Origin of the sequence: Lysobacter sp. M15, from assembly GCF_022662515.1 — a bacterium.
Classification (GTDB): Bacteria; Pseudomonadota; Gammaproteobacteria; order Xanthomonadales; family Xanthomonadaceae; genus JAKPBU01.
The window spans coordinates 69,782-92,248 of sequence record NZ_JAKPBV010000005.1 but is presented as its reverse complement, the minus strand read 5'-3'; the positions used below and the strand labels follow the sequence as shown (position 1 = coordinate 92,248).

Here is a 22,467-nt window from a genome sequence, read left to right as displayed (position 1 = left end):
TCAGCGCGCTCCTTCGGTCAGGCCATCGGCGTCGTCCAGCGGATCCTGGTCATGGGCCACGTGCTCGGCCACTTCACGCGCCTCGCGTCGCGCACGGCGTCCGCGTTCGCGGTAATAGGCATCCGCACGCCGATCGAGCAGGTCGTACACCACCGGAATCACCACCAGGGTCAGCAAGGTCGAAACCAGCAGGCCGCCGATCACCGTGATCGCCATCGGCGAACGCACTTCCGCGCCTTCGCCGAAGGCCAGCGCGAGCGGCAGGAATCCGAACAGCGTGCACAGCGTGGTCATCATGATCGGGCGCAGGCGCGAGCGTGCGCCTTCGACCAGCGCCTCACGCTTGGCCACGCCGGCCTCGCGCAGTTGGTTGACCTTGTCGATCAGGATGATCGCGTTCTTGACCACCAGCCCGACCAGCAGGATCAAGCCGATGAACACCACTACCGATACCGGCGAGCGGGTCAGGAACAGGGCAAGCACCGCACCCACCAGGGCCAGCGGGATGGTGAACAGGATCACGAACGGGTGCAGCAGCGACTCGAACTGCGATGCCATCACCAGATAGACCATGAATATCGCCAGGCCGAACGCGAACATCAGCGAATTGATCGACTGCTGCAGCTCCTCGCCCTGGCCGCCGATATGCATGCGCACGTCGGCGCCCAGCGGCTGCTCGTCCACCATGTCCTGTAGTTCCTGCACCGCGCCGCCCAGGTCGATGCCGCGCAGGTTGGCCGAGACGATCGCCACTCGCACCTGGTCGGCACGATGGATCTCGCTTGGACCGGTGGTCGCAACGACATCGGCCACCGACTCCAGCGTGACCGGGCGACCGCTGCCCGGATTCACGATCAGCCGGCGGATGTCGTCGATCGAGGCACGATCGGTTTCGCGCGCGCGCACCAGCACGTCGATCTTGCGGTCGCGGAAGCTGTAGCGCGTGGCGACGTCGCCGCGCACCTTTTTCACCACCACGTCGGCGATCTGGCGCGTCGACAGGCCCAAAGCCCCGGCACGATCCTGGTCGAAGCGGATCTGGATCTCGGGGAAGCCCTCCTCCACGGTCGAGCTCACGTCCGCGTAGTGCGGGTTCTTGCGCAGCATCGCCGCGAGCTGCTGCCCGGCGCGCTCGATGCCCTCCAGGTCCTGGCCCTGCAGCTCGATTTCCAGCGGCGGCGAGAAACTGAACAGTTCGGGCCTTGCGAAGTCGACCTGCGCGCCGGGGTGGTTGCGCATGCTCGCGCGCAGCTTCTCGGTTTCGGCCGCTTCCAGTTCCTTGCTGCCGCCATCGGCCATCACCACGCTCAGCTTGCCGATGTTCTCTCCGCTTTCGGTTGGATTGGCGTCCAGCCGCGTGCCGGTACCGCTGACGCCGTAGAGCGCACGTATGCCCTCGTCCTTGCTGTGCGCAACCTGCAGGTCGCGCACCAGCGCATCGGTCTCGCGCAGCGGCGTGCCCGGCGGCAGCTTCACCGTCATTTCGAAGCGGTCCTGCGCCAGCTGCGGGATCAGATCCGCGCCGAGCATCGGCACCAGCATCAGGGCACCGAAGAACGCCGCCGCCGCCAGTACCAGGACCAGGGTCGGCCTGCGCAGGGCATTGGGCAGCAACCGCAGATAGCCGCGCTCGGCGCGATCGTAGGGGGCCATCGCCAGATCGCTGAACTTGCGCATCACCGGGCCGACAACGGCGCCGATGCCCCACCACAGCCTGACCACGAGCCAGGCCAGGCCGTAGAAGAACCCACGCAATGCGAACCCGATTCCGCGCTTGCCGACTGCGACTGGCTTCTGCCACTTCGCGCGCGGCTGCCAGCGCGGATGCGGCGGTTCTTCAGCGAAACTTCCGGAAGGACGACCCCGCAGCGCGCTGAGCATCGGGATGAGCGTCATCGACACGATCAGCGACATGAAGATCGCCAGCGCCACCGTCAGCGCCTGGTCGCGGAACAGCTGCCCGGCAATGCCCTGCACGAACACCAGCGGCAGGAACACGGCGATCGTGGTCAGCGTGGACGCAACCACGGCCACGCTCACTTCGCGGGTACCGGCGATGGCGGCTTCGAGGATTCCGAGACCTCGTTCGCGCGCCTTGGCGATCGATTCCAGGACCACGATCGAGTCGTCCACCACCAAGCCCGTGGCTAACGCAAGGCCGCCCAGCGACATCACGTTGAGGCTCAGCCCGAACTGGCCCATGAAGAAGAAGGTGGCGATGATCGAGACCGGCAACGACAGGCCGATCACGAACGTGCTCCAGCCATCGCGCAGGAACAGGAAGATGATCAGCACCGCCAGGAAGCCGCCGATCACGGCGTCCATCTTGACGTCGCTGATGGCGTGACGGATGAACTGCGACTGGTCGTCGATCACCGTCAGTTCGATGTCCGCGGGCATCTGCTCCTTGAGCTGTTCGAGTCGCCTGGAGATGGCATCCGCAGTGGCGACGGTATTCGCATCGCCCTCCTTGTAGATGGCCAGCTCGACCGCTTCCCTGCCGCCCAGGCGGATGATTGCTTCGCGCTCCTTGAAACCCTGGCGCACGTCGGCGACGTCCTTCAGACGCACCGGCATGCCGCCGGCAACCGTCGTCGAACTGCTCGAACTGCTCTGCGCACGCGCGGCCGCGGCCATCGCAGCCGCGTCGCCCGAGGCGGCGGCAACGCGCGCCATTTCCTCGGCTGCGCTCGCAGCGCCGCCGCCACCGGCACTCTGGGTGGTCACCAGCATCTCGCGCATTTCCTCGACGCTGGCGAACTGGTTGACCGTGCGCACCAGGTAGCGCTGGGTGCCTTCCTCCAGCCGCCCACCGGAGATGTTGACGTTCTCCTGCTGCAGTCGCTGGATGACGGTGTCGATCGGGAGATTGAGCTGGGCGAGCTTCTGCTGGTCGATATCGACCTGGACTTCGTCTTCGAGACCGCCGCCGACCTTCACCGCAGCCACGCCGTCGACCGGCTCGAGCTTCTTCTTCAGATCGTCGTCGGCATAGCGGCGCAATTCGGTCAGACGGCGGATGCTGTCGTCATCCCCACCCTTCGCGGCAAGCACCAGGCGCATGATCGGCTCGGTGCTGGGATTGAAGCGCAGCAGCACGGGAGGCTCGGCCTCGAGTGGCAGCTGCACGATCTCCATCTTGTCGCGGACCTCGAGGCTGGCCTGGTCCATGTCGGTGCCCCAGGCGAACTCGAGCACCACGTCGCTCTGTCCGGTGCGCGAAACCGACTTCAGCTTGCGCAGGCCCTTGACCACGCCCACGGCCTCTTCCACCGGTTCGCTGATCAGGGTTTCGATCTCGGCCGGTGCGGCGCCGGCGTATTCGGTCCGCACGGTGAGCGTCGGGTAGCTCAGGTCCGGCAGCAGATTGACCTTCAGCTCGCTCAGCGCGATCAGGCCGAACATCACGAAGGTGAGGGTCACCATCGCCACGGTCACCCGGCGACGGGTCGAGAACTCGACCAGGCTGAAACCGGCGCCAGATCCGGGCACCGGCGGATGGGAGGACTTGTGCTCGGAACCTGTGTTCATGCGCCAGTGCGACCTGTGTGGTGATCGGTGCTCCGCGGATTCGCGCGGCTCGACGTGTATGTGGCTATTGCGATGCGGGGTTGGCGCTCGCGATCCGGGGCGCTACGCCCCGGCCGCGCAGGAACTATCGGCTGCGGCCTCTTGGGCTACTGCTTTTTGGTGGTGGCCGGTGCCGCCGCGGTCCTCGTCTCGGGCTGACCCAGTACCTGCACCGCGCTGCCATCGCGCAATGCGACCTTGCCCGCGGTGACCACCGGCTCACCGAGCTTCAGACCCGAGCGCAGTTCAGCCCAGGCGCCATCGACGTAACCGAGTTTCACCGGCACCCGCACCGCCTTGCCGGCGCGCACGGTGAACACGGCCGGATCGCCCTCGCCTTCCAGCAGCGCGACCCGCGGGATGACGATCGCATCCGCGCGCTGGTCATAGTCGATGCGCACGCGCCCGAACATGCCGGGCTGGAGCAGTCCGCCACCGGCGAAGGCGGCGATCACGCGGAACGTGCCACTGCCCGAGTCCACCACAGGCGCGACGCGATCGACGACGCCCTCGAACTTCCGGCCGGGGATGGCATCGACCTGCATCGACACCGGCTGGCCCGGCTTGAGGGTCGCCAGTTCGCGCTCGGGCACGTTGAGCGTGGCTTCCAGACGCGAGTTATCGACGATGCGGAAGATCGGGGTGTTGATCTGGACGAAGTTGCCGGTCTTGATCGAGCGCGAGGCGATCACGCCGGAGATCGGCGCGACCACGTTGGCATAGGACAGTTCCAGGTTCGCCAGGCGGTTGACGGCCCGCGCGTTCTCCAGGTCGTACTTGAGCTGGTCCAAATCGTTCGCACTGATCAGCTGCTGCTTGGACAACTGGGTCGAGCGCGCGTAGTTGGCTTCCAGCTTGCGCATCTGCGCCGCGCTCTGCGCGGCCTGCAGGCGTGCGCGGTCGGGATCGAGCCGGACCAGCACCTGGCCGGCACGCACCATCTGGCCTTCCTCCACCAGCACCGCAAGGGCGACGCCGGAGGTCTTGGCGACCACCTGGGATTCGGCGCGGGCTTCCAGCGGCGCGGTCCCGGAATAGCTCGCGGCGATCGGGCGACGTGCCACCGCGACCACTTCCACCGGTACCGCCTCGGGCCCCTTGTCTTCCTTGTCCTTGGCCTGGGCCTCGCCTCCCTTCTTGCATCCGGCGAGGACGGCGATCAGGGCCAGCAGCAGTGCCGCCGACATGGCAGGAAGCCCGGCTCGCGAGGGACGCGAGGCGGCAGAATGGTTCGACACGGACATGATCGCTAGCCCCAATGGTGTTGTAGCAAGGTATATCACCCAAAGGCTCGATGACATCCGCCTTAAGTCATGGTGCGGAAAGTCACGCTCGAACCCGATGCTCCAAGGGATGCGCGAGGCCGCACGGCGGTTGCATCCCAGCGCCAACGATGGCGATTGCGGGCGAACTTGCGGTTTTCCGATCGTATGCCGCACCGTCCGGACAGACCGTGAACGATTTGGACGCGCCGGCTATACTGTCCGGATTGCGCGACGCAGGGGTTCGCGGCGCAGCGACAGCCAGTTTTCCAGCCATCAGGATTGCGGAACCACGACATGACGCGACCGTTGCCGATCGCCGCCTGCCTTGCGCTTGCCTGCGTACTAGCCCCGACCGCCCTAGCGCAGACCCCAGCCCCGGCAAGCCAGCCCGCGGCGCCGGTGCAGGGCGCACTCCAGGGCGACGCGGCCCGTGGCAAGGCCCTTACCTACACCTGCCAGGGATGCCACGGCGTCACCGGCTACAAGAACGCGTACCCGAACTACCACGTGCCGCGGATCGGCGGGCAGTCCGAGCAGTACCTGTTCAACGCGCTGGGCGAGTACCGCAGGGGCACGCGCAAGCACCCCACCATGCAGGCGCAGTCGCAGAGCTTTTCCGAGCAGGACATCGCCGATATCGCCGCCTATCTGTCGGCCCTGAAGCCGTGAGCCCTGCCATGACCACGACCATGACCCGGACCCGCATCCTCCTCACCGCCTCCCTGCTTGCGCTCGCCCTGGCCGCGTGTTCGTCGGGCGATACGCCCGCCGAGCATTCCGCCGCCGACCGTGCGGAGGGACACACCTCGTCGTCCGCAGGCTTGCCCCCCGGACACATCGACGCGGGCGAAAAACAGGCCAACACCAGGGGCAAGGCCACCGGCCAGTCCTGCATCGACTGCCATGGCAAGGACGGCAATGCGCCGATCGACGCGACCTATCCCAAGCTGGGCGGCCAGTACCACGACTACATCGCGCACTCGCTGCAGATGTACCGCGATGGCGACCGCGAGCACGCGCTGATGTCGCAGCAGGCCAAGGACTTGAGCGACCAGCAGATCGCCGACCTGGCCGCCTATTTCGGCTCGCGTCCGAGCCAGCTGCGCGACCTGCACGGCACGAACTGAGAGCGGATCGTCGCGTCGGGTAGAAGAAAAAGGGGCCGCAAGGCCCCTTTTCCATGGCGGATCGCCGCTCGAAGCACGCCGACGTGGATTCCGGCGAGCGGGCGCCAGGAACGCCGCCCGCCGGGGATAGCGCCAGGTTACGGCTGCTTGAGCGCGTCCTGGTCTTCCTGGAGTTCGGGCTTGAACGGGATGTCCGGCGGCGGTCGGGCGATGGCTTCCTGATCCTGCAGGTTCGGGTCGCTGATCCCGCATCCCCCGCCCAGCTGCAGCAGGGAGATGGTGCAGTTGATCTTCTTCGAGGTTCCCGGGATCGGGATCGCCATGCTCTTGATGCCGCGCCGCACCCACTCTTCCAGCAGCGTGCCGCTGGGAATCCAGTACTGGTCGAAGCGGGTCGGCTCGTAGCCGATCGGTGGACGCTTGGACCAGGTGCCGTAGCGATCGAGCTGGTCCCGCGTCCAGTTGTCGCTACCCGGGGGGAAGCCGCCGCCGGGCGCCGCAGTACCCGGTGGCAGCTTCGGGCTGCCGTCGGCATTGAACAGGCCCGACTGCGTCCCGGCGTTGCCACCAGGCCGATTGCGATCGGATTCGCCCCAGTCGTCCCCACGCTGCGGCGTGGGCCAGGCACCCGGCGGTGCGATCGGGCTGGCCCCGCGTCCGGCCGTGGCTGCCGCGGGCCGATCGCCGCTGCTCGCGGCGGGCCGACCGCTCGGTGTGGATGCGCTGGACGAGGGCGAAGTCCCGGACGGCGACGGGGTCGCCGCAGGTGCGGTGCCGGTGGCCGGCTGGGGCGTGCGTTGCTGGCCGCTGGAAGACGCCAGGGGGATGTCCCGTGCGCGGACCTGCTGCGCCGGCGCGTCGATGCGTGGGGCCGGCTGCGTCTGTTCGGCCACCTGGGGGATGGCTTGCGGGCGGGGCAGCAACGGCACATCGCGCGTACGTACCTCCACCTGGGCCGGCTGTACCTGTGGCACCTCCACGGGTCTTTCGGCGACCTGTGGCCTGATCGCAGGCGGGGTTGGCGTCTCGACAACCTGCACCTCGCGCTCGATCGCCTGCAAGGTGGGGCGTTCGAGTTGCGGCGTGGTCACCTGCAGCTCGGGCGGCGTGGTGGGCGGTACGACGAAATCGGAATCGGGTACGGGCGTCTCGGTCACCACGAGCGGCTGCTGCGCCTGCGCTTCGGACGGCGGCTGTGGAGTTGGTTCCGTGGGCGGTGCCGCCGGAGCGGCCGGCGCCGGTTCGGAGGCAGCATCCGGGCGTGCGGCTGCCGCGGCCTCGGGCAGTTCGATGATCGTTTCGGCCGCAGGCGCGCCGCCGCCGGTTTCCTCGGGTGTGCCTTCGCCAATGTATTCCACCTGCACGACATCCTCGCCGGGCGGCGGGGGCATGCCCATGAAACGCACATAAGCGATCCACAACAGCAGGATCGCCAGCACCAGATGCACCAGCAAGGTGACGACCACGGCGACGATGCGATCGCGCGCGGTTTCCGGCTCCGATGCATGCCACTGCTGACGCCAGAGCGCGCCGAACGCCTGCCAGCGGTTGAGGTCAGCACTGCGCGGGGCCGGCATCGCCAGCTCGCGCCGCAGGAAAATCGCGACGATGGCCTCGGCGGTTGCGCCGGTGACCGCGCCGGCGCGTTCGCGCATGGACGCGAACCATGCTTTCCAGCCGGGTGGGAACTCGCCCGGCGGAGTTTCTTCGGCCTGGTTGCGGAACCACAGGCGTTTGCGGCCCCGCGCGAGCAGCGCCTCGATCAGTTCGTGGGACGAATACATGCCGCGCCGCCTTCAGCCGTCAGGACGCGCGGTGCGCATCTTGCGGCGGTGCGCTCAAGCGGCGTGGTCCCGCGCGATGTACGGCGCGGCGCCGCTGTCGTGATCGGTCGCGTCGCGAACCGCGGTCACGCCCTCCACCTTCTCCATCAGGGTTTTTTCGATGCCCTGTTTCAGGGTGACATCAGCCATGCCACAGCCATGGCAGCCGCCGCCGAAACGCAGGACCACCACGCCTTCGGCGGTGACTTCCTGCACGGCCACGTTGCCGCGGTGCTGCGCCAGCTGCGGATTGATCTCGTGCTCCACCACCCAGCGCACGCGCTCCACCAGCGAGGCCGATTCCGAAGGCACTTCGCCCTTGATCTTCGGCGCGCGTATCTGCAGCTGGCCGCCGGTCGTCTTGTGTTCGTAATCGATCAGCGCGCCATCGAGGAACGGTGCGCTTGCGGCGTCGAGCCAGAGGGTGAAGCCTTCGCAGTCGATCGCCCATTCATCGCCCTGCAGGTCGGCGCTTTCTGCGAATTCAAGACGCACGTCGGCATGCGCGGTGCCCGGGTTCACTGCGGCCAGCTTGACGCCAAGACCGGCGATCTCCTCGCGCTCGATCAGCTTGCGGAAGTGGGTCTGCGCGGATTCGGTAATCTGGATCATGGGCGTATTCTATCGGCCTGACTCATCCGTCCGCCCATGGCTGCACGCAGGGCGTTCCAGCCGCCATCCGGCGTTCATGCTCCAGCGGGAGGAGCCCGTGATGACCGATCTTATCCCCCTGGCCCAGGCCCATTGCATTCCCCGCAAGGGCAGCGAGCACCGGCTGGGCGAAGCCCGGATCCGCGAACTCATGCCTGAATTGCCCGGCTGGGAAATCGCCGAGAACGGCCATGCGCTGTCCAGGACCTTCGCGTTCAAGGACTATTACCGGACCATGTCCTTCGTCAACGCGCTGGCGCACATGGCCAACCGCGAAGACCACCATCCCGACCTCGGCGTGCATTACGACCGCGTCGTGGTGCGTTATTCGACCCACGACGTGGGCGGATTGAGCGAGAACGACTTCATTTGTGCGGCGAAGGCCGACGCGCTGGCCTCCTGATTCCGATTACCCCAACCGGCAAGATGCGCGCGGCGCCACTCGTGTCGCGTGCGCGAGGCCAACGATCCGGCGCCCCTCTGGCGTGCAACCCGCAACGCCGTCAGGCCAGCCGATCCAGCACATCCATCAGTTCCGGTGCCAGCGGCGCATTGAGCACGTAAGGCGTCCTGCCCGCGTCGAGAGCGAACTCCAACGACGCGGCATGCAGGAACAGTCGCCGCAGGCCCGCCTGCTCCCGCAGCCGCCGGTTGACCTCCGGCTCGCCGTATTTGTCGTCGCCCGCCACCGGATGGCCGATGTGCTGGGCATGCACGCGGATCTGGTGGGTGCGGCCGGTCTCGATCCGCACTTCGCAATAGCTGTGCCCACCGCGCCGCTCCAGGACCCGAAAGTGGCTGAGCGACGGTTTGCCGCCTGCGCCGCTTCTATCCGATACGACCTGCACGTGCCGCTCGCCACCCTGGCGCAGCCCGACGTGCAGCGGCGCGTCCACCGACATCACCCCGTCCGGCATCCGGCCGACCAGCAGCGCGAGATAGCGCTTGCTGATGCCCGGCTTCCCATCGGCAGGGTCTTCCCGCATCAGGGCCTGCAATTCGAGCAGCGCCGAGCGCTTCTTCGCCACCACCATCAGGCCCGATGTGTCCCGGTCGAGTCGGTGCACCAGCTCCAGTGTTTCGTCCGGGCGCAATGCCCGCAGGGTCTCGATCACCCCGAAGCCGATGCCGCTGCCGCCGTGGCTGGCCACTCCTGAGGGCTTGCTGATCGCCAGCAGGCGCGCGTCTTCGAACACGATGCTGGCCGCCATCGCCTCCAGCAGCCCCGCCGCCGGCCGACCCTTGTCGCCGGCCTCGCTGAGACGAACCGGGGGAATCCGGATCTCGTCCCCAGTCTCGAGCCGGCGCTCGGCCTTGGCCCGGCCGCCGTTGACCCGGACCTGGCCGCTGCGCACCACCTTGTAAATCAATGACCTGGGCGCTCCCTTGAGCTCGCCCAGGAGGAAGTTGTCGAGACGCTGCCCGGCGCGGTCCTCCGGCACGCGCACCAGGCGCACGCCGGCACCGGCGGGCCTGTCCGTGGTCTTGGAATCTGAACGGGTCATCGTGGGCCTTGGTCTGTTACACTCAGCCCGCGAGATAAAGGTTTGATTTCGCTAGGGAGTTGTCGCCGTTCGACAGCGTTGCTGTCCGCCGGCATGGGCCGAAAACCCCGCTCCCGCGAATTCCGATGCAGTGCGCGGCCACCGCCCCAGGGGCGGACATGTTAGCGGCTGATCGGCAAACCCGGCCATCGCCAGGCTCTGCTTCCGGATGGAATGCAGGACGCCTGCGCAAGAACATGTCCCGCGCGATGCCGCGGCCTGGTCCTGACGGGCGACCCAACCCGCCCAGTGACCGGCCAAAAGCGCCGCCGGCCCAGTAACACACCAGAAGAATGAAGCGCTCCCGCGGCATGCCGTGGTGTTGCAGCGCTGGAAACATCGGGCTGCCGCTGCGCCTTGCGCGGCCGGCCGCCGGTTGCAGGTCCAGACGAAACGCCTCGGCGTTCCGCGTGCTGAAGCGCGCGAGGAACGCAACAATGAAACGCATGCTGATCAATGCCACGCAGGCAGAAGAACTGCGCGTGGCGATCGTCGACGGCCAGACGCTCTACGACATCGATATCGAGCAGCCGTCCAAGGAACAGAAGAAGTCCAACATCTACAAGGGCCGCATCACCCGGCTCGAGCCTTCGCTGGAAGCCGCCTTCGTCGAGTACGGCGCCGAGCGCCACGGCTTCCTGCCGCTGAAGGAAATTTCCCGCGATTACTTCCAGTCCGGCGTCGACCCCAACAAGGGTTCGCTCAAGGAACTGCTGCGCGAAGGCCAGGAAGTCGTCGTCCAGGTCGACAAGGAGGAGCGCGGCAACAAGGGCGCCGCGCTGACCACCTTCATCTCGCTGGCCGGCCGCTACATGGTGCTGATGCCGAACTCGCCCACGGCCGGCGGCGTCTCGCGCCGGATCGAGGGCGACGATCGCGCCGAGCTGAAGAAGGCGATGGATGCGCTGACCATTCCCGACGACATGGGTGTGATCATCCGCACCGCCGGCGTGGGCCGCGACGCGGAAGAACTGCAGTGGGACCTGGACTATCTGCTCAGCATCTGGCGGGCGGTGGCCGAGGCTGCGCTGAGCAAGCCCTCCCCGTTCCTGATCTACCAGGAGTCGCGCCTGATCATCCGCGCCCTGCGCGATTACATGCGTGCCGACATCGGCGAAATCCTGGTGGACACGCCGGAGATGTACGAGGAAGCGAAGGAATTCGTGCAGCAGGTCATGCCGCACAACCTGCGCAAACTCAAGCATTACACCGACGACACCCCGCTGTTCAACCGCTTCCAGATCGAGTCCCAGATCGAGAATGCCTACGAGCGCACGGTGCGCCTGCCCTCCGGCGGCGCCCTGGTGATCGACCAGACCGAGGCGCTGACCGCGATCGACGTGAACTCAGCGCGCGCCACCAAGGGCGGTGACATCGAAGAAACCGCGTTCAACACCAACCTGGAAGCGGCCGAGGAAGTCGCGCGCCAGATGCGGCTGCGCGACCTGGGCGGCCTGGTGGTGATCGACTTCATCGACATGTCGTCGAACAAGCATCAGCGCGACGTCGAGAACAAGCTGCAGAACGCGCTCAAGTACGACCGCGCCCGCGTGCAGCTGGGCCGGATCTCCCGCTTCGGCCTGATGGAAATGTCGCGCCAGCGCCTGCGTCCGAGCCTGGGCGAATCCAGCCAGCTGGTCTGCCCCACCTGCGAAGGCCATGGCCGCATGCGCAGCGTGGAATCGCTGTCGCTGTCGATCATCCGCGTCGCCGAGGAGCACGCGATGAAGGACAACACCGGCCAGGTGCTGGTGCAGGCGCCGGTGGAGATCGCCAACTACCTGCTCAACGAGAAGCGCCGCGCATTGGCCGAGATCGAGCAGCGCCACGAGGCTCCAATCGTGATCGTCGCCGACGAGCAGCTGCAAACTCCGCACTACGAGGTCACGCGTCTGCGTGAGAACGAACTGGGCGAGGAATCGTCCAGGCCCAGCTATCAGCGCGGGACCCCGCGCAAGCTGAGCACCATCGCCCTGACCAAGGCCAATCTCAACGTGCCGCCGCCGGCCGCGGTGCGCAACGTCAAGCCGGCGCAGCCCGCTCCGATCCGCGAACCGCGTCCGGAACCGGTGGCCGTGTCGGCGCCCGCGCCAGCGCCGGTCGCGGCGGCACCTGCCAGCGGTGGCCTCGTTGGCTGGCTGAAGTCGATGTTCGGCGGTACTTCCGCTACGGCCGCGGCCGCACCGGCGACCCGCCAGAGCGACGAGAACGCACGCCAGAAGCGGGAAGGCCGCGATGGCCAGCGCCGCGAGCGCGACGGGCGCGGCAGCCGCCCGGGTCGCGACCAATCACGCCGCGACGAGCGGCGTGCACAGGCACCGGCGCAGCCGCAACCGCAGCCGGCGCAGCAGCCCAAGCAGGACAAGGCGCAAAAGCAGAAGCAACCCAGGCAGGCAGGCCCACAGAAGCAGGCCAAGCCGCAGACCCAGGAAGCCAGACCGGTCGAACCGGGCCAGCTGCGCGCGGCGGAAGATGCTGCGCGCAAGGACATCGCGTCGGTGCCCGCAGAGCCCGGCGCTGCCGTGAGCGTGCCCGCCCCTACCCCGACCACCAGCCCAGTCCGTCAGGAAGCCCCATCCGCCAACGTGCGGACCGCGGCCGCCGACGCGTCCGAGGTCGCGTCCACGACCGTGGGCACCGATGCCCACGATGACGAAAGCCAGGCCGGCGCCGAAGGCAGCGGACGTCGCAGGCGCGGACGCCGCGGTGGCCGTCGCCGTCGCAAGGGAGGCGAGGCCATGGCCACGGGCGCTGCCGCCGACGCCATCGAGGCGCTGCAGGACGACGCTGCGGACGGCCACACGTTGGCGGCCAGCGACTCGCAGCCGGAGTTCGATTTCGAGGACGTTCCCGCGCCGGTGAGGCTGATCGATTCCAGGCAGGGCGCGCTCGAGATCGTGGGTGGCGATGCGCCACGGGCACAGGACCCGCAGGCAACGCGCCTGATCGACACGCAAACAGCGGCGTTGCAGGTCGTCGCGCCGGAGCGCGAGCAGCATTCGCGACGACCCGACCAAACCGACCAGATGCAGGCACCGGGCGCCGACCTGACTGCGCCTCAACTCGCCGACACGCAGTACCCTGCCGCGCCGCAGATCGGGTCCCGGCCTCCCGCGGACGAGCAGACCGAACCTGCCGGGATCGATGCCTCCGAGCAAATCGATGCGCTGGTGGCTGCCGAAACCGACGTTGCGCCCTCGCCCGTCGATCCGATCGAACCTGCACCCAGCAACAACGTGGTTTTGGTGGATCCGGTACTCCCCTCCGCTGACGAGACCGTGACCCCCGAACAGACGTCGGCCGCATCGGGCGCGATGGAAAATGTAGAAACCGAGGTCGCTGTTCCGGGTCTGTTCGATCCGCTACCCGCGGCGCCCGCGAACATCGCCGATCCGGCGGAGGCCGCGGCCAACGCGGTCACCCGGGAGTCCGAAGACGGCAAGGCCGCAGCCGGCGAACGCGGGGCCTGATTGACGAGGCAACGCGGGGCGCGGTGACCAGTACCGCGCCCCGCCATCGCAGCCAAGGCTCATCGGCAGCGCGCGAAGCGATCCGGTGATGCCCCCGGGCCACCACGCCAGCCGGGCGGATTTTCCCAGTTCGTGCCCCGGCCACCGCGTGGCCCGGGCGGATTGTCGTCCGCATCCAGCCAGCAGCGCGCGACCTGATTCCAGAACCCGTACGCGGGGTGCCAGTAGCCGTATGCGGGGCTGTAGTAGTACCCGGCGGACACGCGGTCGAAGCGGACGCGATGTCCCTGGTGGCGCCAATAGCGATAGTCCGGCGATGCACCGGGGCCGCCCCGCCAACCGGGCGGATTCTCCCAGTTGGTGCCGGCACCGCCACGCGGGCCCGGCGGGTTGTTGTCGCGGTCACGATGCGCCGCTACTGCATCGGTACTTCCGGTGGCGACCAACGCCGCCAGGATGGCAGTCATCAACCAGGATTTCGTCATGTCGGCTCTCCTTTGGCGCACAACGCGCCCCAGGAACAACCGCGCGCGGCTGGTTTCGTTGACGGCGGATGGACCGGTGTTCCGGACCGGGTCAGGAAGCGTCGTCGGCAGACAGGCGTGACGGCTGCGGTTATCCTGCCTGCAACCGCCTGGACGCGACCGTACGCATGCGATGGGATGCCTTCACCGTACTCGAGCAGGTACTGATCCTGCTGACGATTTCCAGCCAGCTGTGGATCGCGATCAAGGTCATCATGGCCTCCAGCGGCGCCGAACAATACGTTCGTGTGATGTCATTCTGCTCGGGCTTGTTGCTGTTCCTGCTGAGCCGGCCGCTTGGCGTCACCTTCGCGGACCTGATGCTGCGAGCGCGCGTCCAGGACAATCTGCTGAGCCTGGCTCTCATTGGCGGTTTGATGCCCTTCCTGATCGGCGTGGCGGTTTCCGAAGCCACGATCCTGGCGATGCGCATCGGCAATCCGGTCTGGGTACGCACGATGCTGATCGTGGCGGCGTTCACCGCATCGCAGGCGGCTTACACCAACTACATCGCGCTCACCACGCATGTCACCAGCCTGGATCGCGCCTTCATCCCCAACCTGTGTTACGCGATCGCGGTAGGCATCTGGTTGACGTTCCGCTATCGCGACGCGGTTCCGGCCAGGCGCGCGTGAGTCTTCACGGCCATGGATGCAGTTGTCGGCCGGCGACGCGCTGACCCTAGGACCGATACGGATATCGGGCAGATCGTGCCGGCGGCGACGGGCGAACTCGTGCGCGACCGTGCGCGCGCCGCGCAGGGTCATGGCCACCCATACTGAAGATCAAGAGGATCGATCCGGCGACGCAGGCGGCTGCCGCGGGTTGAACTCACCGCCACGCGCCCAGTCGATGCCCAAATCCCCGAGCATCGTGTCCGCGCGTTCGATCACGTACAGCGCATCGTCGGGATCCTCGGCCTGTGCGGAAAGCCGGGCGACCTGCGCCTCGAACCTGGGCTGGAAATCCGCGCCTGCGCACAGGGTCGGCAGGTCGCGCTCGAGTGCCTTGAGAGCGCTGGACAGCTGGGCGTGGTTCATGCCGTAAATATGCGGGCGCGCCTGTTACGAAGGCGTTGCGCCCGCACGAATTCAGGAACCGGCGTGGCGGCGGCGCCTGAAGCATTCATGCGCCGATCCGGCAACGCCTCAGCGGAGCTGGCTGTCCTTGCTGCCGCGCCGGTTGTAACCGCTGAAGCCCGCCTCCTCGGCATCGTGCGCTTCCTGGCATGGCACGCACAGGCGTACGCCCGGGATCGCCTTGCGCCGCGCCTCGGGAATGAGGGTGTCGCATTGCTCGCAGCGTTCCAGGCCGGGTCCGCTGGGCAGCTGGCTGCGCGCACGCTGGATCGCGTCCTTGATGGTCGCGTCGATCTGGTCCTGTACCGCGCCGTCGCCGGCCCAACCGGTGGCCATCGCGAGTCTCCCGTTGCTGGAATTTTCGAACCTTAGCGCAGGCCGGATGAATAGTTCTTCGATACGGTCGGGCCGGCACTGACGCCACGTCAAAACCTCGTCTGGCGCGCAGTTCGTGCCAAGGTAGGATGCCGGCATCGGGCGCAGACGGAATGGGATTGCAGATGATGGTGGAGTATCTCCCCGGGCAGATCGCACGCAGATTGGTAACGCATTGACCGTTCCCTTCAGCAACGAAAATCCCAGGCATGGCCTCCGCACAGTCGGCCGCTTCGGCCTGCTTCTGATGCTCGCTCTGTTCGCGGCGTGTTCGGCACAGCGCCCGGTTCGCGCGCCGCCACGGGCACCCGCCGAGGTACGCGCGCAGCTGGCGCAGCTGATTCCCGCAAGCGTGAGCGACCGCCAGGGCTGGGCCGCGGAGATCCAATCGGCTTTCCAGCTGCTCGATATTCCGGCGAGCACCGAAAATCTGTGTGCGGCATTGGCGGTGACGGAACAGGAATCGACCTATCGTGCCGATCCCGTCGTGCCGGGACTGGCGCGCATCGCGCGCACGGAAATCGACCGCCGGGCGGCGCAGAAGAAGGTTCCGCGATTCGTGGTGAGCGCCGCGCTGAAACTGAAATCTGCCGATGGACGCAGCTTCGGCAAACGCCTCGAGCGCGTGCGCACCGAGAGGGAGCTGAGCGGCCTGTACGAGGAGATGATCGCGAAGCTGCCGCTGGGCAGGCGCCTGCTGGGCGCCAGCAACCCGGTGCGCACCGGCGGCCCGATGCAGGTCAGCATCGACTTCGCCCAGCGCCATGCGCGCGAACACGGCTATCCCTACGCCGGCGGTGACTCGATCCGGCATGAGGTGTTCACGCGCCGCGGCGGCCTGTACTTTGGGATCGCCCATCTGCTCGGTTATCCGACCAGTTACGATCGCCACATCCATCGTTTCGCGGACTTCAACGCCGGCTGGTATGCCAGCCGCAACGCGGCGTTCCAGGCCGCAGTGACCGAGGCCAGCGGCGTGGCGCTAGCGCTGGACGGCGACATCGTGCTCGAAGGCGGCCGGGTCGGTGCCACCGAAGCTGCAGTGCGCTCCCTGGCGCCGCAGCTCGACATGAGCCACGAGGCGATCCACAGGCAACTGCTCGCAGGCGATCGACTGGAGTTCGAACGGACCGAGCTCTATCGGCGTGTGTTTGCGCTGGCCGAGCAGCGGGCCGGTCGCGCGTTGCCGCGTGCGGTGATCCCGCGGATCACCCTGCAAAGCCCAAAGATCACGCGCGAGCTGACCACCGAATGGTTCGCCACCCGGGTGCAGACGCGCTACCAGCGCTGCGTGAACAGGGCGTTCGCCAGCCGGACCTGATCACACCGGCTATGGCGATGACAACAGCATCGCCCGCCATGGCCACTGATCAGCTCCGCGACTCGACAAGCAGTTCCAGGTCGGCGACGAAGTCGCGGTAGGCCTGCTCGCGTGAAGCCGAATCGCGTTGGCGCAACACCCACGACGGATGCACGGTCGCGAAGCCACGCGCACCTCCCGGCAGTTCCTGCCATGTCCCGCGCTCGCGCATCAGACCGAACCCCGAGCCGAACACAGCCTTGGCGGCGATCGCACCCAGGCAAACGACGATATCGGGCTTGACCCGGCGCAGCTCGCCTTCCAGCCAGACATGGCAGGCGCGCACATGTGCCGACGTGGGGCTGCGATGCAGGCGGAACTTGCCGCGCATCTCGAAGCGGAAATGCTTGACTGCGTTGGTGACGTACATCGCAGACCGATCCAGGCCGAGCTCGGCGACCGCCTTGTCGAACAGCTTGCCGGCGGGACCGACGAACGGCCGCCCCTGCAGGTCCTCCTCGTTGCCCGGCTGTTCGCCCACTACCAGCACCCGCGCCCTGGCCGGACCTTCGCCGAACACGGTCTGGGTCGCGTCCTTCCACAGCTCGCAGTTGCGGCAACCCTTCGCGGCGGAGCGCAGCGCGGCCAGACTGTTGCCGGTGGACGTCGGTGCGTTCACCGTTGTCCGGACACGCGACTCCGTGTTCGCCGGCTTGCGCTTGGCCATCGTCTGACTCCTCGTACTCGGCGCGTAGAAGACCAGGTGCCCGCCGGACGAAATGATGATTCCCTGCGATTGTGTGAGTCGGCTCGGATTGAGCCCTGTGCAGAGTATCGACGCCATCGCGTGGCCAGCGCGTCCACGGGGCGCAACGGTACCCGCGTGCTCGCCAAAAAGGCGAGAAATCCCCGGTTGCATCTACGAGGCCATGTTACGGCCTGGGTCATGCGGCAAGTGCTTGCAAGCTCAATCCGCGAAAACTGCGCCAGCAGCTGTGAGCGGCATGTCCGCATCGAAATCGCCTTCGCCGAAACCTTGCAGTCGATGCGAAGGCTCGCCCCGCAGCAGCCGCCGCGCCTCGGCCTGCTCGTCGGGCGTGAGGCCCTGGTCCACGAATTCGATATTGCCGGCGACCAGGGTTGCAGCCACCAGCCCGTCGCGCAGCAGCAGGCGGGCGCCGGGCAGACGCGGCACCTTCTCGCCTGGCAACAGCGTGCCGGCGAGGTTGAGCGGGTCGGCCGCCGCCACGCGGACGAACGCGCCATCGCGCGCGCGCCTGCGCACCTGGCGCATCAGGGCGATGGCTTCCGGCAGTGCGAACTGTTCGCCGGACAGCCCCGCGATGAAACGCCCGCCGCGGATCTCGCCGCGCGCCTCGAGCCGGTGCAGGACCCGCACCAGTTCGCGCCACGGCGGCAGCCAGGCGGCCTCGCGCTCGAGCAACCGCCAGCAGACCACGCCGTAGCGGCGCAGCAGGGTGCGCGCGACGTGTTCGGCAGTGCCCGTGGCCACCACGCGCGACGGTTCTACCGCCACCGGGACGGCGGCCCAGCGCCCGGCGTCCTGCAGCCCGAACAGCGAGGTGCGACGGCCACGTCGACCCCCGGTGCGCCTGGACGCGGGGATCAACAGCGCACGCAGCCCGGCGAAGCTGTCGCAGTGGATGCGTCCACGGGCGACCAGTTCCGCCAACGCATCTTCCAGTTCCGCCTGCAGCAGACGGGCGCCGTCGACCAGGTCGTCGAAGAACGAGGCGCCATGCGAGCCCAGGTGATCGAGCACGCGCTGCGCCCGCGACGACAGCGGCGCGGCATCGCTCCCGGAAGTCAGCGATGTCCAATGGCCCGCATGGCGGCGCGGCAGCAGGACGATGGGCGTGGTGCGGACCGAAGCTGGCGCACGCGCGGCTTCGGCGTCCACGGAAGCGGCGCGTAGGCGCGTCCAGAGCGTGCGGCCTGCCGTGCACTGATCGTCGAGCCAGGCGATGGAGTAATCGCTTACGCGTGCGGGGAGGAGTTCGCCCTCCCACGCTGCTGCCGGGGCTTCATAGCCTTCCAGCTGGGCGAGTACGCCCGCCAGCGCCTCCGGGCCGCTGACCTGCGTGCCTTTGGACACTTTCTGCCAGTCGCACAGGAAGCGCATGAACTCGCGCGGTTCGACCGGTTCGATCTCTTTCCGCAACTTCGCCAGCGTGTAGCGATGGATGCGCGCGAGCAGGTGACGTTCGCACCACTCGATCTCGGCCGCCGCATTGTTGGTGGTGAAACGGCCCTGCATCGCCACGCCTTCGCCTTCCAGCTGCAGCAGCGCGACGTCGATCTCGGCGCGCGGCACCGGCAGGGCCTGCGCAAGCGCAGTGACCGTGGCCGGCCCCAGACCCCCGAGTCGCGCGCGGATGAGTTCGGTCGCCGACGATTCGCGCTTGTGCCCGCTGGCGTCCCACCCCGGTGGTGGCTCGATCGGCGGCGACAGCGGCGCATCCGGAAACACCGCGCGCAGCTGCGGCAGGCGTTCGGCGCAGGTCCACAGGCCGCCCGCCTCGCCGCCCACGCGGGTGGCGCGCTGGTCCCTGGCCAGCGCCATCAGCCAGCCGTTCCACGAAGCGTTGGCATCGGCTTCCGCCGCGGTGACAAAACCCAGCGCCTGCAGCGCTTCGTGCATTTCGTCCACGCTACGCGGCGTGGGCCAGGCCTGTTCGCGCACCGCTTCGATCGCGGCTGGATCCAGACGACCCAGGTCGCTGGCTTCCTGCGGATCGGTATAGCGACGCGACTGCACCGCCTGGGTGCGGCGCTCTTCCAGCGGCGCGTCGTCGAGGAAGGCGTAGGGCTTGGCGTTGATCGCCTCCATGGCCAGCGGCGAAGGCGCGGTGAGATCGCGCGCGATCACTTCGATCTCACCCGATTCCATGCCGCGCAGGACTTCCAGCCAGCCGGCGGCGTCCATGGCTTCGTAGAGACAGTCGTTCATGGTCTGCGCGACCAGCGGATGGTCGGGGACCTGGCGCTCGCCGACGATGTTCTCCAGGCAGGCGACCTGGTCGGGAAACACGCTGGCCAGCAGATCCTCGGACTTCATCCGCTGCAGCTGTGCAGGCACCTTCTTGCCGCCCTGGAAGCGTGGCAGCGCCAGCGCGGTGGTGGCGTTCCAGCGCCAGCGCACCCCGAACAGCGGCGCGTCCAGCAGCGCCTGGATCAGCACGTCCAGCGCCGAGGACGAATGCAGATAGCTGGCGACTTCGATCAACGGAAAGCTGTGGCTGGTGGAGAGCGACAGTACGATCGCGTCTTCGGTGGCCGCCGCCTGCAGCTCGAAATTGAACTTGCGGCAGAAGCGCTTGCGCAGCGCCAGGCCCCAGGCGCGGTTGACACGGCTGCCGAACGGCGAATGGATGACCAGCTGGGTGCCGCCGGACTCGTCGAAGAAGCGCTCGAGCACGATGCGTTTGTGGGTGGGCAACGCGCCCAGCGTGGCCTGGGTCGCGGCGATGTAATCGTGCAGCTGCTGGGCAGCGTCGAACGGGAGCCCCAGCGCGCCCGTGAGCCAGGCCATTGCGCTGTCGCGGGCCACGGGCGGCGGCGACTCGGCACGCGCGGGCCCGGCATCGGTGGAGGGAGCGCCCTCGCCTGTCGGTGCCCCTTCCTCCAACGCCACCGCGGGGAACTGGTTTCCAACCGCGGGGGCCAGGCGTTGGGTCACTTCCTCACGCAGCCGCGACACGCCGAACGAGAGTTCATCGGTGCGCCCGGGCGCCTCTCCGAGCCAGAACGGAATCGTCGGCGGCGCACCCTGGGCATCCTCCACGCGCACCCGGCCCGGCTCGATGCGCAACACCCGGTAGCTGGTATTGCCGAGCTGGAAGATGTCGCCGGCCATGCTCTCGATGGCGAAATCCTCGTTCACGTTGCCGATCGTGACCGCCTCGGGTTCAAGCACCACCGTGTAGTCGCCGGTATCGGGGATGGTGCCGCCCGACATCACCGCGGTCATGCGCCCGCCCTGACGGCCACGCAGCTTGCGGTTGACCGCATCGCGGTGCACCAGGCCGGCACGCACGCCGCGACGGCTCGCGTAGCCTTCGGCGATCATGCGCACCACCGCGTCGAAGTCCGTGCGCGACAGGTCGCGATACGGCCATGCGCGCCGCAACCAGTCGTAGAGTGCGTCTTCGTCCCATTCCTGGGAGGACACCTCGGCCACGATCTGCTGGGCGAGCACGTCCAGCGGCGCGGTCAGGATGCGCAGCGCATCGAGTTCGCCGCGCCGCACGCAATCCAGCAGCGCCGCGCATTCGGCCAGGTCGTCGCGCGATGCTGGGAACAGACGCGCCTTCGGAATGCCTCCGACGTGATGCCCGGCGCGGCCGGCGCGCTGCAGGAACGCGGCAATGGCGCGCGGCGAACCGAGCTGGCAGACCAGGTCGATGTCGCCGATGTCGATGCCCAGCTCCAGCGACGACGTGGCGACCAGCAGTTTCAGCTCGCCACGCTTGAGGCGCTGCTCGGCATCCAGGCGCAGCTCCTTGGCGAGGCTGCCGTGATGGGCCGCGACATGCTCCTTGCCCAGCAGTTCGCCGAGATGGCGCGCGGCGCGTTCGGCCATGCGCCTGGTATTGACGAAGATGAGGGTCGTGCGGTGCGCGCCGGCGAGTTCCGCGATCTGCCTGTAGACCTCTTCCCACTGCTCGTTGCTCATCACCACCGAGAGCGGTGTCGAGGGCAATGCCAGGGCCAGGTCGCGCTGCCGGGTGTAGCCGATGTCGACGATTTCGCAGCCGGGCACTGGTTCCTGTGGGGACGGCCTCGGCCGTGAATGCCGTTCGCCGTCGTGATCCAGAAAAGAGCAATTGCGGCCCAGACGGCTCCCACAATCCGGCTCAGGCTGCCTGTCGGCCAGATTCCCTGCACCGATCAGGAACCGCGCCACCTCCTCGATCGGCTTCTGCGTCGCCGAGACGCCTATCCGGGTCAGCCGACGTCCGCACAGCGCCTCCAGCCGTTCCAGCGACAGCGACAGGTGGCTGCCCCGCTTGTCGTCGGCCACGGCGTGGATCTCGTCCACGATCACCGTGCGGGCGGGTGCCAGCATGGCGCGCCCGGACTCGGAGCCCAGCAGGACGTAGAGCGACTCGGGAGTGGTCACCAGGATGTGCGGCGGTTGCCGGCGTAGCGCGGCGCGTTCGGATTGCGGGGTGTCGCCGGTACGCACCGCGGTGCGGATCTCGACATCCGGAAGGCCCATCCGCGACAGCTGCTCGCGGATGCCCTGCAACGGCAGTTCCAGGTTGACGTGGATGTCGTTCGACAGCGCCTTGAGCGGCGAGACATAGACGATGCGCACCGCGTCCTGCAGCCGTCCCTCCAGACCATCGCGCACCAGCCCGTCGATGCCCGCCAGGAACGCGGTGAGGGTTTTGCCCGAACCGGTCGGCGCGGACACCAGCACGTGGCGCCCGGAGCGGATCGCCGGCCAGGCGAGCGCCTGCGCCTGGGTCGGCGTCGGAAAGGTTTCCGCGAACCAGGCAGCGACCGCCGGATGGAATCCATCCAGCGGCGGCGGATAATGCGTGCGCTGCATCGCGGAATTATCCCAGCCCGCGTCGGCTGCTGGGTGAACTGCGTCCTGGAACACCAAGCGGAATTGACCCTGCATTCGCGCAGGTTGCGCGAACCCGATCTCAGATCATGCGACGCAGCCCGGCTACGAGCGCCGTCCGTCGGAGTTAACGCCTGCTTTAC

General features: G+C 67.8%; 16 protein-coding genes. 6 read left to right on the top strand and 10 right to left on the bottom strand.

Going from position 1 to position 22,467, the window contains the following annotated elements:
* Complete coding sequence (locus MC380_RS04005) at positions 1–3,531, bottom strand: efflux RND transporter permease subunit (protein ID WP_242163184.1); 3,531 nt, start codon at positions 3,529–3,531, stop codon at positions 1–3.
* A gap of 146 nt (positions 3,532–3,677) precedes the next feature.
* On the bottom strand, positions 3,678–4,757 hold the full coding sequence (locus MC380_RS04000) for an efflux RND transporter periplasmic adaptor subunit (protein WP_242103930.1): 1,080 nt from the start codon (positions 4,755–4,757) through the stop codon (positions 3,678–3,680).
* A 372-nt stretch (positions 4,758–5,129) separates the two neighbouring features.
* On the opposite strand from MC380_RS04000, the gene MC380_RS03995 reads away from it, so the two are divergent.
* Both MC380_RS03995 and MC380_RS03990 read left to right on the top strand, forming a co-directional pair.
* The gene (locus MC380_RS03995; RefSeq protein ID WP_242163182.1) at positions 5,130–5,504 is read left to right on the top strand and encodes a cytochrome c; all 375 of its coding nucleotides are present in this window, start codon (positions 5,130–5,132) and stop codon (positions 5,502–5,504) included.
* Between the two features lie 8 nt (positions 5,505–5,512).
* Positions 5,513–5,962, top strand: a complete 450-nt coding sequence (locus tag MC380_RS03990) for a cytochrome c (RefSeq protein ID WP_242103932.1) — start codon at positions 5,513–5,515, stop codon at positions 5,960–5,962.
* A gap of 137 nt (positions 5,963–6,099) precedes the next feature.
* Here the strand turns inward: MC380_RS03990 and MC380_RS03985 are convergent, their stop codons facing one another.
* Both MC380_RS03985 and MC380_RS03980 read right to left on the bottom strand, forming a co-directional pair.
* A complete protein-coding gene (locus MC380_RS03985) occupies positions 6,100–7,746 on the bottom strand; it encodes a transmembrane repetitive protein (RefSeq protein WP_242163180.1) in 1,647 nt (548 codons plus the stop codon).
* A 54-nt stretch (positions 7,747–7,800) separates the two neighbouring features.
* Entirely contained in the window at positions 7,801–8,397 is a 597-nt protein-coding gene (locus MC380_RS03980) for an NfuA family Fe-S biogenesis protein (RefSeq protein ID WP_242103934.1), read from the bottom strand.
* Positions 8,398–8,497: 100 nt separating this feature from the next.
* Here MC380_RS03980 and MC380_RS03975 point away from each other — a divergent pair, with 100 nt between their 5' ends.
* Positions 8,498–8,839, top strand: coding sequence for a 4a-hydroxytetrahydrobiopterin dehydratase (locus tag MC380_RS03975; RefSeq protein ID WP_242103935.1), 342 nt, complete (start codon positions 8,498–8,500; stop codon positions 8,837–8,839).
* Positions 8,840–8,939: 100 nt separating this feature from the next.
* On the opposite strand, the gene MC380_RS03970 is transcribed toward MC380_RS03975, so the two are convergent.
* Positions 8,940–9,941: an RluA family pseudouridine synthase gene (locus tag MC380_RS03970; RefSeq protein ID WP_242163178.1), complete on the bottom strand. Its 1,002-nt coding sequence runs from the start codon at positions 9,939–9,941 to the stop codon at positions 8,940–8,942.
* Between the two features lie 476 nt (positions 9,942–10,417).
* On the opposite strand from MC380_RS03970, the gene MC380_RS03965 reads away from it, so the two are divergent.
* Complete coding sequence (locus tag MC380_RS03965; protein ID WP_242163176.1) at positions 10,418–13,450, top strand: Rne/Rng family ribonuclease; 3,033 nt, start codon at positions 10,418–10,420, stop codon at positions 13,448–13,450.
* Positions 13,451–13,509: 59 nt separating this feature from the next.
* Here MC380_RS03965 and MC380_RS03960 read toward each other — a convergent pair whose 3' ends face one another.
* The gene (locus MC380_RS03960; protein ID WP_242103938.1) at positions 13,510–13,935 is read right to left on the bottom strand and encodes a hypothetical protein; all 426 of its coding nucleotides are present in this window, start codon (positions 13,933–13,935) and stop codon (positions 13,510–13,512) included.
* Between the two features lie 167 nt (positions 13,936–14,102).
* On the opposite strand from MC380_RS03960, the gene MC380_RS03955 reads away from it, so the two are divergent.
* Complete coding sequence (locus MC380_RS03955; protein WP_242103939.1) at positions 14,103–14,609, top strand: hypothetical protein; 507 nt, start codon at positions 14,103–14,105, stop codon at positions 14,607–14,609.
* 150 nt (positions 14,610–14,759) lie between these two features.
* Here MC380_RS03955 and MC380_RS03950 read toward each other — a convergent pair whose 3' ends face one another.
* Together MC380_RS03950 and MC380_RS03945 are read right to left on the bottom strand one after the other, a co-directional pair.
* Positions 14,760–15,014, bottom strand: coding sequence for a hypothetical protein (locus MC380_RS03950; protein WP_242103940.1), 255 nt, complete (start codon positions 15,012–15,014; stop codon positions 14,760–14,762).
* A 108-nt stretch (positions 15,015–15,122) separates the two neighbouring features.
* On the bottom strand, positions 15,123–15,389 hold the full coding sequence (locus tag MC380_RS03945) for a DksA/TraR family C4-type zinc finger protein (RefSeq protein WP_242103941.1): 267 nt from the start codon (positions 15,387–15,389) through the stop codon (positions 15,123–15,125).
* Between the two features lie 286 nt (positions 15,390–15,675).
* On the opposite strand from MC380_RS03945, the gene MC380_RS03940 reads away from it, so the two are divergent.
* The gene (locus tag MC380_RS03940; RefSeq protein ID WP_242163173.1) at positions 15,676–16,749 is read left to right on the top strand and encodes a DUF1615 domain-containing protein; all 1,074 of its coding nucleotides are present in this window, start codon (positions 15,676–15,678) and stop codon (positions 16,747–16,749) included.
* Positions 16,750–16,798: 49 nt separating this feature from the next.
* On the opposite strand, the gene MC380_RS03935 is transcribed toward MC380_RS03940, so the two are convergent.
* Both MC380_RS03935 and MC380_RS03930 read right to left on the bottom strand, forming a co-directional pair.
* The gene (locus MC380_RS03935; RefSeq protein ID WP_242163171.1) at positions 16,799–17,572 is read right to left on the bottom strand and encodes a UdgX family uracil-DNA binding protein; all 774 of its coding nucleotides are present in this window, start codon (positions 17,570–17,572) and stop codon (positions 16,799–16,801) included.
* 123 nt (positions 17,573–17,695) lie between these two features.
* Positions 17,696–22,306, bottom strand: coding sequence for a DEAD/DEAH box helicase (locus MC380_RS03930; RefSeq protein ID WP_242163170.1), 4,611 nt, complete (start codon positions 22,304–22,306; stop codon positions 17,696–17,698).
* Positions 22,307–22,467 lie beyond the last annotated feature (161 nt).